This window comes from Bartonella sp. AA1HLJMS (assembly GCF_042197445.1).
Taxonomy (GTDB): domain Bacteria; phylum Pseudomonadota; class Alphaproteobacteria; order Rhizobiales; family Rhizobiaceae; genus Bartonella.
The window spans coordinates 1-11,677 of sequence record NZ_JBHIRW010000017.1; the positions used below are offsets into that span (position 1 = coordinate 1).

The 11,677-nt window shown below is 38.3% G+C and carries 11 protein-coding genes; 9 read left to right on the forward strand and 2 right to left on the reverse strand.

All coding sequences use genetic code 11. From position 1 onward, the window contains the following. The coding region (locus ACFIQE_RS05835) for a hypothetical protein (RefSeq protein ID WP_375707379.1) at nucleotides 1-476 on the reverse strand (476 nt) is incomplete at its 3' end. Nucleotides 477-2,301: 1,825 nt separating this feature from the next. On the opposite strand from ACFIQE_RS05835, the gene ACFIQE_RS05840 reads away from it, so the two are divergent. The 8 genes from ACFIQE_RS05840 (at nucleotide 2,302) to ACFIQE_RS05875 (ending at nucleotide 10,048) form a co-directional block, all read left to right on the forward strand. Then, the gene (locus ACFIQE_RS05840; protein ID WP_375633370.1) at nucleotides 2,302-2,868 is read left to right on the forward strand and encodes a hypothetical protein; all 567 of its coding nucleotides are present in this window, start codon (nucleotides 2,302-2,304) and stop codon (nucleotides 2,866-2,868) included. A 1,739-nt stretch (nucleotides 2,869-4,607) separates the two neighbouring features. Continuing rightward, nucleotides 4,608-5,552: a YopJ/AvrA family T3SS effector serine/threonine acetyltransferase gene (locus ACFIQE_RS05845; protein ID WP_375610230.1), complete on the forward strand. Its 945-nt coding sequence runs from the start codon at nucleotides 4,608-4,610 to the stop codon at nucleotides 5,550-5,552. A 325-nt stretch (nucleotides 5,553-5,877) separates the two neighbouring features. Beyond that, entirely contained in the window at nucleotides 5,878-6,804 is a 927-nt protein-coding gene (locus ACFIQE_RS05850; RefSeq protein WP_375707380.1) for a YopJ/AvrA family T3SS effector serine/threonine acetyltransferase, read from the forward strand. A gap of 324 nt (nucleotides 6,805-7,128) precedes the next feature. After that, complete coding sequence (locus ACFIQE_RS05855) at nucleotides 7,129-8,055, forward strand: YopJ/AvrA family T3SS effector serine/threonine acetyltransferase (protein WP_375621578.1); 927 nt, start codon at nucleotides 7,129-7,131, stop codon at nucleotides 8,053-8,055. Between the two features lie 756 nt (nucleotides 8,056-8,811). After that, a complete protein-coding gene (locus tag ACFIQE_RS05860) occupies nucleotides 8,812-9,474 on the forward strand; it encodes a lysozyme (protein ID WP_375621579.1) in 663 nt (220 codons plus the stop codon). Then, on the forward strand, nucleotides 9,471-9,707 hold the full coding sequence (locus ACFIQE_RS05865; protein ID WP_375621580.1) for a hypothetical protein: 237 nt from the start codon (nucleotides 9,471-9,473) through the stop codon (nucleotides 9,705-9,707). The genes ACFIQE_RS05860 and ACFIQE_RS05865 overlap by 4 nt, the downstream gene beginning before the upstream one ends. Continuing rightward, the gene (locus ACFIQE_RS05870) at nucleotides 9,631-9,843 is read left to right on the forward strand and encodes a hypothetical protein (protein ID WP_375621581.1); all 213 of its coding nucleotides are present in this window, start codon (nucleotides 9,631-9,633) and stop codon (nucleotides 9,841-9,843) included. Before ACFIQE_RS05865 ends, ACFIQE_RS05870 begins: the two co-directional genes overlap by 77 nt. Continuing rightward, entirely contained in the window at nucleotides 9,836-10,048 is a 213-nt protein-coding gene (locus ACFIQE_RS05875; protein WP_375610233.1) for a hypothetical protein, read from the forward strand. Before ACFIQE_RS05870 ends, ACFIQE_RS05875 begins: the two co-directional genes overlap by 8 nt. A gap of 298 nt (nucleotides 10,049-10,346) precedes the next feature. Here ACFIQE_RS05875 and ACFIQE_RS05880 read toward each other — a convergent pair whose 3' ends face one another. After that, entirely contained in the window at nucleotides 10,347-10,655 is a 309-nt protein-coding gene (locus ACFIQE_RS05880; RefSeq protein WP_375707381.1) for a hypothetical protein, read from the reverse strand. A 43-nt stretch (nucleotides 10,656-10,698) separates the two neighbouring features. On the opposite strand from ACFIQE_RS05880, the gene ACFIQE_RS05885 reads away from it, so the two are divergent. Next, on the forward strand, nucleotides 10,699-10,896 hold the full coding sequence (locus tag ACFIQE_RS05885) for a hypothetical protein (protein WP_375638307.1): 198 nt from the start codon (nucleotides 10,699-10,701) through the stop codon (nucleotides 10,894-10,896). Nucleotides 10,897-11,677 lie beyond the last annotated feature (781 nt).

Genomic DNA, 11,677 nt, shown 5'->3' on the forward strand with positions numbered 1-11,677 from the left:
GGCAATGTATCCCACAGTTTTATCATTTCCTTCACATCTCGTTTAGAGATGGCGTTAAAGACAAAAAAGAGTGGAAAGAACACCACAAGACAACCCCAAATCATTTGTGGTAAGAGACATAAAAAAGCCCAAACACCATTCCATCCCACGCCATACAAAAACACGATTGCAGGATTATTTTCAAAAGGCTGTTTCAAGATCTCCTTCATCATTTTTCGAAAATCTCCTTGTTCCATTTGTCCCAGTATTTGAACCTGTTCCTTGGATATAACGTGAAAAAACTCCAAAGGGCTCATATGGATAGTCGCGGCAAAAAGCACCAACAAGAGGATAGCCAAACACAAAATGATGACGTAATCTTTTCTTGAGAGAGCCGTCCATTTTTTGAAAGCCGCAGAATGATTCAACATCAGCTGTGATGCAAAAGCCGTATTTCCCTCATGGGCAGATTGCTGTTGTGATTTATCTTCGATCATATGGATATTTTCTCACTTTTAAAATGCCCACTCACTCTTTGAGAACATGCAACCAGCAAAACCGGTTTATCTAGCACTCTTTTCACCATGAAACACGCGCTATAAGCCCCTTTAAGTCTATTTTTAAAATTTCTCATACGTGACAACATACAATCCCTAAACCTTACAAGCACAAATGCCATTGTATCCTCTTATCTATTACCCACACTTCAAAAGACAATGTTTCACAAAACTCAACAAGCAAAAATATTCAATCTAAGAAATATCTGATGTGTAAAGTTTACAAACAATACACTGATTTATAACAATTTATTGTTTTTCATATTAAATGAGAACCCTAAATACCGTAGGATTGTCTTATTCCAAACCTATTCCATATTAAATCAACCCAAACCATGTCTCTTGTGCGTTACAAGCAGAAAGAGCCATATAGAGTAAAACATTAAGAAAGGATGATAAATGCCTCTAAGGAAGCGCCTCAAATGCCAAGGGCTGTCGCAACAATGAGAGCTGGCAAAATGTGTGATGCTATAGACTTTCTTCTTCACAAGCGTAAAAATGGAAGTGTGCAATAGATTTTATATTATTCAAACTTTATATGGATTTCATTGGGGACTTTATCGTTATACCCTTCATGAGCACCCTTGCAAAATGGGCAAAAGAGAGCCCTAAGACATGGCTCTTTAAAAAGCAACACAAAACAAAGTCAAACAAGCAATCGATTATCCAGTATGAAAAACGTGCGACAAACAACCTTAATCCTCATTTGAAAGCTTCTTAATCAAAAAGGCTTCATTTTAAAAATTCTTCATTAAAGATGAAATATCTCACAGCCCCCACATTTGTATAGCCCCTACATTCATCAAGGCATCTCTTATAAAAGCATCTTTTTATAAAAGCATTTTCTTCTTATAAAAACAGCTTCTTTCGATAATGCATTCCGTCCTTTAAACGACATCCCCTCGTCTTATGATGAGATCCATTAAAACGGAAAATTTTATACTCTATAAAGGATACTTATAAAGGATACACCAAACAAAATAGCGAGATCATTCACAGTTTATTTTAAGCCGATAAACGATATTTTATTTGAAAATATAGGGCATCTTATGCTATTATAATAGAATGTGGAGGTTTGCTTTTTGCCGCTCTCTGCCACTCAACAGAAGACAATATATCTCCTATAAAGGATAAAGGTATGCTTAACAGCGTGATGTATATCAAATATCTTGGGAAAGCGCCCAACAACAAAAAAATAAGAGAACCCAAATAAAAAGCTTCCAACTTAAGAAAACAATGACCTTTCAAAAGTGGAATTGAAAAATTTCCACAAAGCGCTCGTGAAAAAAGAGACAAATAATCCCATTAGAAAAAACTTCCTATTAGAAAGACGATGACATGCCCTTGAAATCCATTGTTATTTTTTCATTCACATTTGACAAAAATTTTCCTTCAATCTCTCAAGAACAGTTAAGAAATATTTAAAAAGCAAATAATCCGCTAGCAATAAAAAAATAAGCATGATAGGGGCGGAAGATAAGACTGATAGGGATAAGATAAAAAAGGTAAGAAACCACCTTAAAGATGATTTTTTCGCCCCACACCGTTGCTTTTCTTTGCATTTAAAACGCCTTTAGTATCGTTTGTTTTTTGATCTGCAACGGCTGATATTTCCCAGTATTTGCTCACTCCCTCAGTATTTTCCTCTTTTTAAGTATTTTCCCCCTCTTAAGTATTTGCTCCCCCCAATATTTGCGCCAAGTGCTTTTTACATCACTGTCCCCCATCAACAGACAGTTTCTTTTTCATTCAAATGGTTAAGTTCATGAAAATACGTAAAAAACGCGGTAGATCGAAAATAACAGGAAAGCGAGAGCCCAATAGCTGTATTTCACGTGCCCAAAATTCCAGCGAATCTGCGCTTCAATCTGCGATTGAAATGCGTGCAAAACACTTTGGTTTAAGCTTCGAAGAAGCGAAAAATCCGCTTGTCGGAACCTATATTGGGCGTCTTTGTTTGCTTGGCTATAAAGAGGCTTCATCAGGCATCAGTAAAGAGCAATATGACACGGCGCAACAATACTTGCAAATTAGAAACGACTATTTATGTGCAAAAGGTTTACCAAACGGTTATTATGATGGTTTTACGCACAGCGCATCAGATGAGAAAGCAAAAAAGCAATGGGTCCAAAGAGCAACGGAACACTATGAAGCTATGCAAGAAGCGATTAAAGAAGCACAATATCTACATCGTCAACACAACTTCCATGCGGCATTACACTATCTTGTTATAGAAGATCAACCGCTGCCTAATCTTGTTGGTTCGTTGCGTATTATTCTTGATGCCCTTTATAAACATTTTGACAGTTCTACCCAAAAGAGCCTTGGCTAAAACACCCATCATTTCCTCCCCCTCACAGGATAAAGATTCTCCCCCTCCTTTTATAACATGCCTCTTTATAACCAGCGCCTTTATAAAGTCCCCCTTTGGCAAGTGACACTTGAGATCCACTGAGCATGCCCTTTCATAAAATTTCATGGGATTGACAAGCTTAAAGCGCACAACAAACAAGCTTAAAAATATCCACCACGCCCTTTAAAAAAATACTTCAACTGTCAAAGAGACTTAACCTTATACCTACCAGTGCCTCACTTAATCCATGCCTCAAAGGACAATATTTCACGGCATGGACAGGATAAATATTGCCCCCTCTTTAAAAAACAGCAACATTCTTCCCTCTACCCCCATTGTAACAAACCACCCTCATCATACACTTCACCCAATATCGCGACATCCTTAGCTCTTCAGACAATTCATTATCGTCATTTTACGTCTTTTCTTGTACAATTCTATATAGCTCTTCTGATCTTATGACGGACAAGAGCTATGGCTTTTATTTCAGCATAATCTGGGTTTCTCATTCAAGATAAATAACGATAAAATATCCACTATAAATCAATAGCTTATCATTAAAACAACCCGTTGATTTTTGACACAATTAAAAGCATCATCCCTTAAACGAAAGAAAAAGCCCCTACCAACAATCTCCTCCCTCATCAACAACTGCACCGATAACCCTCCACACCTATCACACCACCACTAATACGACAGCCAGAGCCCCAATCACCCCCACAAATCGCCAACACCTAAAGCTTTGCCCCGCAACACCTTCCAACCACCGCCTTCCTAATTCCATCAATAAAATACCACGGATTTCAAAACCACAATTCTCCCTTCACCTTTCCCCTCCTTTCTCAAAGGAGAAAAAGCATTTACTCAATAAATCTTTATACAGAAACCTTTAGAGACCCCAACAGCCACTCGAAGAGCCATCACGCCTCTAAGCACCCACGAGTCCCCCACCTCGTCATCCCCTCGGAACACCCCCTGCGCAATACCTAAAGCTTTGTTCCACAAACACCTTCCAACCACCGCCTTCCTAATTCCATCAATAAAATACCACGGATTTCAAAACCACGATTCTCCATTCATCTTGTCCACGCCTTTCTCAAAGGAGAAAATGTTTTTTGCCACATCAAAAACTTTTCCATTAAAACAAGATATTTTGCTGCATAGCCAATGAATGAGCTTTTTTCTGTAGATTTTTTCCCGCGATAAAGGAGGAAAAATAATCGTTTTGCGGTTGACAGAATATGAAAAATCGTATTTAATGATGGGTGCGGCAAGGGGTTTTCTGTGTCCAGATTTCATCGTAAAATTTTCGCATTATCATAGACTATTATAAGTTATTATAAACTGTTATAAAACAGTGTGTTTCGCGACAATGTTTAAAACTTTACGGTTTGAAGGTATCTTTCGTCCTTTTCTGACTGTTTTCTTTTGCATTACACAATTTGCATCACCAACAACTCTATAATTTTGAGATTTTCAAAACAAGTGGTATTCAATAAGGGCTCTCAATAGAACGCCCTAATAATCCCCCCATAAAATACCAATATCATACATCACAGCAATGATGAGCAATACACGCATAAAAATATGAAAACAGCATTATTATGCTCTCATCGCCTCACCTTTCAAGATGCAAAGGCTTGTTTTTCAAAACATTGTTTAGCCAGAATTGAAGAAGATAATATCACTTATCGATCATCAACATAGAGGCTAAGATTATGAAGCCACAAGATTCTCCCCCACCACATTCCTCACAAACCCCAGAAGGTGCAAGTGCACCTGAAGGGGCGCATGCAAATGCATCATTAGACACTCTTACTGCACATTTAGAACGGCTTAACATTGAAAAAATAAAAAACACCCCTTTTAATCGTGCGGAATTAAAAGATATTATTGCCGGTTTAGAAAAGCATAATGCCGATGGCAGTTGGATCAAAAATTATTATGATATTTTAGATCTGTACATGATGCCAGCCTTGGTCGATCAAGCAAATCGTAAATATCCAGAGATGAATCTCAAACTTACAAGCCCTCCTGACGGCTTTGCCCTTGCACTCAAAGAAACGCTCGAAAAGGGCATAAAATCTTCTAGGCTGATCGTTAACGCACAAGATAGGGGAATTCATTTTGCGGTTGTCGATCATCAAACCATTGATAATAAAACATCTTTGATCTTTTTTGAACCGACCTTACTGCGTGACACGCTTCCCGCACTACTTGCATTAAGGACGCGACAATCCATTGAACATCACCAATTTCCGAATATTCATTTTGCCATGGTAGAAATGGATATTCAACGAAGCTCCTCTGAATGTGGGATGTTCAGCTTAAGCCTTGCCAAAAAGCTTTATCTCGAAGCTCAAAAATTAGAAAGACTACACAAAGATAATATTAAGGGTGTGTTATGTGAACCAGACACGCCTTTACCTGCTGAAAAATTAGATCCATATCTTCCAGCTCGTTTATACAAACACGTGCAAGGCAGAAGACGTCTTGGGGAATATCTAAAAGCCAATCCAGAAGCAGCACAGGAGAAAGTAAACAAAAAAGGCGAAACCCTAACCGAAAGATTTGAGAGAAGCTTGGTAGCAACAGAGACAAAAACTGTTTCTGTTTCACAACACAGAAAAAGAGCCACAGAATACAAATCTCTAATGATGTAATAAGCGTTTTGGCCATAGCCATATTCCACATCCACAAAGAATGAAGCTCTGCGGCTTTACGGTAAGGCATAAATTGCTGTTAGCAAATCTTCTTTTGAGGTAAAGATGCAAACAGTAAGCAACGTGACCTCTTAAAAGACAAAAAGATACCTTACCTTTGACTCTGAAAAGCAGGGGATTTTTTCTTTCGTAACAAAATTTTTTAAAATAAAGATGATTTCATCTCTTTGTTTTTTTTAGATAAAAATCTTTCCTGCAAACATTGTTTAGCCAGAATTGAAGAAGATAATATCACCTATCGATTATCAATATGGAGGCTAATAGTATGAAGCCACAAGATTCTTCCCTCCCTCATTCCTCACAAACACCAGAAGGAGCAAGTGCAAATGCATCGTTAGACACTCTTACTGCACATTTAGAACAACCCAGTAGCGAAAAAGGCAAAAATATCCCATTCAATCGTGAAGAATTAAAAGATATTGTTGCCCGTTTAGAGGATGATATCTCAACGGGTCGTTGGTTCACAGCTGATTATGCAAGTACAGACCTTAAACTAATGCCAGCCTTGGTCGATCAGGCAAATCGTAAATATCCCGGCATGCGTCTTCAATTGGCAGCGTCATCTCACGACTTTGCCCTTGCACTCAAAGAAGCCATCGAAAACGGCGTTCAATCTTCTAGATTTATCATTCACACAAAGGACAGGGGAATCCATTTTTCAGTGATTGATCATCAAACCATCGATGACAAAACCTCCGTGATATTTTTTGAACCTACAACACTCAACAATATGAAACCAGCAGTGCTGGCATTAAGAACACAATTGGCTCTTAAAGCGCATGAGTTGCCCAATTGTTCTTTTGCCATGGTAGAAATGGATATTCAGCGAAGCTCTTCTGAATGTGGAATGTTCAGCTTAGCGCTCGCTAAAAAGCTTCATACCGAATCTCAAAAATTAGAAAGACTGCATAAGGATAATGTTAAGGGTGTATTATGTGAACCAGATACACCTCTATCTCCTGAAAAGTTAGATACATATCTTCCAACCTCTTTTTACAAACACGTGCAAGGAAGAAGACGTCTTGGGGAATATCTAAAAGCCAATCCAGAAGCAGCACAGGAGAAAGTAAACAAAAAAGGCGAAACCCTAACCGAAAGATTTGAGAGAAGCTTGGTAGCAACAGAGACAAAAACTGTTTCTGTTTCACAACACAGAAAAAGAGCCACAGAATACAAATCTCTAATGATGTAATAAGCGTTTTGGCCATAGCCATATTCCACATCCACAAAGAATGAAGCTCTGCGGCTTTACGGTAAGGCATAAATTGCTGTTAGCAAATCTTCTTTTGAGGTAAAGATGCAAACAGTAAGCAACGTGACCTCTTAAAAGACAAAAAGATACCTTACCTTTGACTCTGAAAAGCAGGGGATTTTTTCTTTCGTAACAAAATTTTTTAAAATAAAGATGATTTCATCTCTTTGTTTTTTTTAGATAAAAATCTTTCCTGCAAACATTGTTTAGCCAAAATTGAAGAAATAATATCATTTATCAATCATCAATATAGAGGCTAAGATTATGAAGCCACAAGATTCTTCCCTCCCTCATTCCTCACAAACACCAGAAGGAGCAGGTGCAAATGAATCTTTAGAAGACCTTATTGCACGTTTGATGCAAAGTTCCATCCAAACAGAAGAAGAACATGTTGCACCGAGTTCTGACGAATTAAAAGATATTATTACAGGCTTAGAAGATGATCTTGTCACCGGCCGTTGGATTAACGCTTATTATGAAAACACAGATATTAGATTGATGCCGGCTCTCGTAGAAAAAGCAAACAGCAAATATCCAGAAATGAATCTCAAATTGGCTCTTACAGCAGAAGAGTTTTCGCACGCCCTAAAAGAAGTCGTTGAGAGCGACGCAAAATCTGCCCGATTTATAGTAAATTCGGGAAGCAAAATCCACTTTGCCGTCCTTGATTATCAAAAAGTTGATGAGAAAATCTCTTTGATTATGCTTGAACCTACAACATTTCAGAATATCACAGCTTGCAAACTAGGGATAAAAATAAATCAAACCCTTCAATGTCTTCAACTGCCTCCTTATTCTTTTACCACGGCAGAAATGGATATTCAGCGAAGCTCTTCTGAATGTGGGATGTTCAGCTTAAGCCTTGCCAAAAAGCTTCATCTTGAATCTGATAAATTAGCAAGATTGCACAAAGATAATGTTAAGGGTGTATTATGTGAACCCAACTCATCTTTATCTGCTGAAAAGTTAGATTCCTATCTTCCAACCACTTTTTATAAACATGCGCAAGGAAGAAGACGTCTAGAACAATATTTAAAAGTCCATCCGGAAGCTGAACATGAAACAGTCAACAAAAAAGGCGAAACCCTGAGGGAGAGATTTGAAAAAAACTTAAGAGAAACAGAGGGAAAAACTGTTTCCGTTTCCTCCCACCAAAAAAGGCTCACTGAATACAAATCTTTAACGATGTAAGTGAGGCTTTTTCCATATTCCTATTCATCAAAGAACGAAGAGAGGCTACTTTACGGCTAAGATTTCTCTAAGCAAACCAGCTTTTGCGCTCATAAAACAAAAATAGCCAACAACTTTCCTCTTAAAGAAAAAGCACCATTGTCCTATAAAAACCAGCCCCTCTTAAAATTGTATCAAAATTCCACAGCTCTTGTTAGCCCAAAGCTCTGTGTAACAATGAGACTCTTTGGATAAGCAAAACGTTTGATACATAAAATATTTAATGCTTTCGTCTTCAGTAAAAGCATATGTCTTGTTTTTCTGAGAGTATCCACTTCGTATCTCAAACACCCCCACATCAATACCATACGACCAAACAACCGCAATAGACCACACTTATCGTGCATCAACCAAACAACCGCCCGCACCCCAAGAAGGCTCCATCAAAAACACCAGGACAAGCTCTTAAAATCAACAACCTCTCTTAACGGAAAACACCAGCCCAACTATTTACCCCTCTTTGCCAACTATTTACCCCACTTGCCCAACCATTATCCCTCTTGACCAACCATTATCCCTCTTTGCCAACCATTACCCCACTTGGCCAACTATTATCCCTTTTGACCAACCATTCCCCCATTTCCTAAGATGTCATAACCAACCTTTTGATTTCATAAAAGTTTCACATCTCTTCTGTTTTTGAAGCGTGAAAAAATTCATTTTTAATCTGTCAACCAGCCTCACGTTAACGTGAGGCTTTATTTTATGGAGAAGCAAATGAGAAAAATATCTAAAGCAGGGCTTGCGCTCATTAAACAATGGGAAGGATTGCGTTTACAAGCCTATAAAGATTCCATCGGGGTGTGGACAATCGGCTATGGCCATACCACCACGGCTGGCCAACCGTTCGTTCACAAGGGCATGATCATTACTGAAAAACAAGCAGAAGAAATTCTTTCTCAAGATTTAAGACAATTTGAGAATACCGTTGAAAAACATGTGACGGTTTCTTTAACGGATGAACAATTCGCCGCGCTCGTATCGTTTTGCTATAATATAGGAACATCGGCTTTTTGTAATTCGACCCTGCTCAAAAAACTCAATAATGGCGAATATGAAGCCGTCCCTGCTGAGTTACAAAAGTGGACTAAAGCAGGAGGAAAACGTCTTCACGGTTTAGTGCACCGTCGTGCAGCAGAATCGGGATTATGGGCAAAAGGGGCTTATGTTTCTCCCAACTACCAAACTGTAGAAACGCAAGCTCCAATGGGATTTTTCAAAGCAGAAGCGCTTACACCGATTATTGGTTCTTTTTCTGGACTTGGGGGCTTATTGGCAGGCAATGGTCCCATCCAATGGGCATTAGCAACCATTATGGTTTTAGCCGCCTGCGTTGGCATTTTCTTTGTGGCAAAACGGTTTCGGGAGCAGCGCTTATGATGTGGTGGTTGAAAAAAAATCTGATGATAACAGGAGCGGCTCTGACCGCTTTTTTTATCGCTTTAGCGAAAGCTTTCACTCTTGGAAAGAAGGTTGAACAACAAAAGCAAATAGAAAAAACGCTAAAGTCATCAACAACACGGCTAGAGGTGGAAAATGCAATTAATCAAAAAAGTGATGCTGATGTACGCGCTGCTCTTACTCACTGGTTGCGCGATAAAAACAATCAATGAGCCTTTTTCTTGCGTTGGTTGGATGCCCATTTATTTAGACAAAAAAGATCTCAATGTCATCAGTTCAAATCTCGCAAGAGATATTTTAAAGCATAACAAACAAGGGGAAGGCTTGTGTGGGTGGAAACATGGCTAGAAAAAAAACAGAAAAACAAACAGAGCTTACAGAAAAGGAAAAAGAAGTCCTACAAGAAATCATCACAACGTATAAAAGTGTAAAAATGATGTCACGCTATACGAAATGGATTATATTCATCATTTTCTTATTAGCACTTGATTTTTCACGGATCGTAGATGTGCTGGGAAGTATTTTTACACAAAAATCGAATATTCAGCTCTAAAATAAATAAAAAACGTGAGACGTGTTAAATCTTTTAAATATAAAAAGCCATTCGTTATTTTTGAAAACATGGAGTTTTATTGATGATTTTTCATGTCTCACGAGAAATTTTTATACACTCTTCACAAACACTTTCATGAAATGAATTTAGGGGTATGAAGAGAGATTTTTAACCAACGCGTAAGTCAGCAACTTTGGTAACATAAGAAAAGGATCATACCAACATACATTTTTTTAATAATCTATTGATATCCAAATGATTTTATACTCTTCATAAATAACATTGCCAAGAATTTGTATTAAAAGACATTTCTTTTAAAGAAGCGCATAAACAAGCAATGTAATGGTAGCCTTACATAAAACCTCTCATCTTTACGTTGAATAAAAAAGCAAGCCGGCTCCTCCCACCCTCCCAATTCCCTGCCTCCCAATGCCCTGCCTCCCAATACCCTGCCTCCCAATTTCCCCCTCCCAATTCCCTGCCTCTCAATTTCCACCCTCTCAATTTCCACCCTCCCAATACCCTGCCTCCCAATTTCCCCCTCCCAATGCCCTGCCTCCCAATACCCTGCCTCCCAATTTCCCCCTCCCAATTCCCTGCCTCTCAATTCCCTTATGTTCTATGCATAAAGGTCAAGTTGAAGAGAATATATGGAAAATCCTTGGCTCGAAAATATGAAAAGAAGGCATGAGGCTACAACAGAATTTCGCGTGCCTTTATCATCAGAAGCATTAAAAATTCTAACACAAGCACGCCTACTGTCTTGTCATGATTTTTTTCGGCTAACTGTCATGGTCCCCTTAGTTCAAAAATTGCTCCCCACTCAAGAATTTTCTGTCACAATATAGGCAACAAACAGAACTTGAGTATAACAACATGGGTTTGGCTCCAGTTTAGGTGATGAGCTTACCGAAAAAAAGATGAGAGCAAGGCGAAAAATTAGCTTTTATCTTTAAGCTTCTCAAATGGAGCAGTCTCCCCATTTCAGAGATCAACGAAACAGAGAGATGCTTATTCTCCTATGCAAAAGCTTGAAATACCAGCATCTTATTCATAAAAAACAAACCAGCCCCATCATGCTCTTTTCAACTCTGTCTTTCCAACGCTCAATAGGTACTAACTCTTAACTACTGACTCTTTTTAACTACTGACTTTTAATGATTGCGTTGGTTCATAAAAACCGTAGTGACCTCTCACCTTATGAAGCACAAACACAGGATTTTTTAACGATGCATGCATAAACCTGAAATAAAAAAACAGAACTGTATTAGGAATAAATGATTATAAATCAAATAGTTATATTTTTATTAGCACAATATTTTCAAAGGAAACCACGATCCCCGCACAATAGAAACATTTCATAAAAACAAGAGAAAAAGCTATGGATTAAGAGTGAAATTCATTCACAATAACGGTAGATCAACCAGAGGAGAATAGAACAATCCTATAAGATAAAGAAACTATCATAAAAGGAAAAACTGTATGAAACGTGAAAAAGCATAAAAAAAACGGGCACAGAAGACCCGTTTCTTTATTACGTCTAGGAATAAGAGCTTAGAAATCCATTCCACCCATTCCGCCAGCAGGCATCGGAGGCATTGGTGTATCTTTCTTTGGAACTTCAGCAAC

Coding starts and splice junctions, on each gene's coding strand:
- ACFIQE_RS05840 (WP_375633370.1), top strand. CDS start 2,302: ATGAAAATACGTAAAAAACGCGGTAGATCGAAAATAACAGGAAAGCGA.
- ACFIQE_RS05845 (WP_375610230.1), top strand. CDS start 4,608: ATGAAGCCACAAGATTCTCCCCCACCACATTCCTCACAAACCCCAGAA.
- ACFIQE_RS05850 (WP_375707380.1), top strand. CDS start 5,878: ATGAAGCCACAAGATTCTTCCCTCCCTCATTCCTCACAAACACCAGAA.
- ACFIQE_RS05855 (WP_375621578.1), top strand. CDS start 7,129: ATGAAGCCACAAGATTCTTCCCTCCCTCATTCCTCACAAACACCAGAA.
- ACFIQE_RS05860 (WP_375621579.1), top strand. CDS start 8,812: ATGAGAAAAATATCTAAAGCAGGGCTTGCGCTCATTAAACAATGGGAA.
- ACFIQE_RS05865 (WP_375621580.1), top strand. CDS start 9,471: ATGATGTGGTGGTTGAAAAAAAATCTGATGATAACAGGAGCGGCTCTG.
- ACFIQE_RS05870 (WP_375621581.1), top strand. CDS start 9,631: ATGCAATTAATCAAAAAAGTGATGCTGATGTACGCGCTGCTCTTACTC.
- ACFIQE_RS05875 (WP_375610233.1), top strand. CDS start 9,836: ATGGCTAGAAAAAAAACAGAAAAACAAACAGAGCTTACAGAAAAGGAA.
- ACFIQE_RS05885 (WP_375638307.1), top strand. CDS start 10,699: ATGGAAAATCCTTGGCTCGAAAATATGAAAAGAAGGCATGAGGCTACA.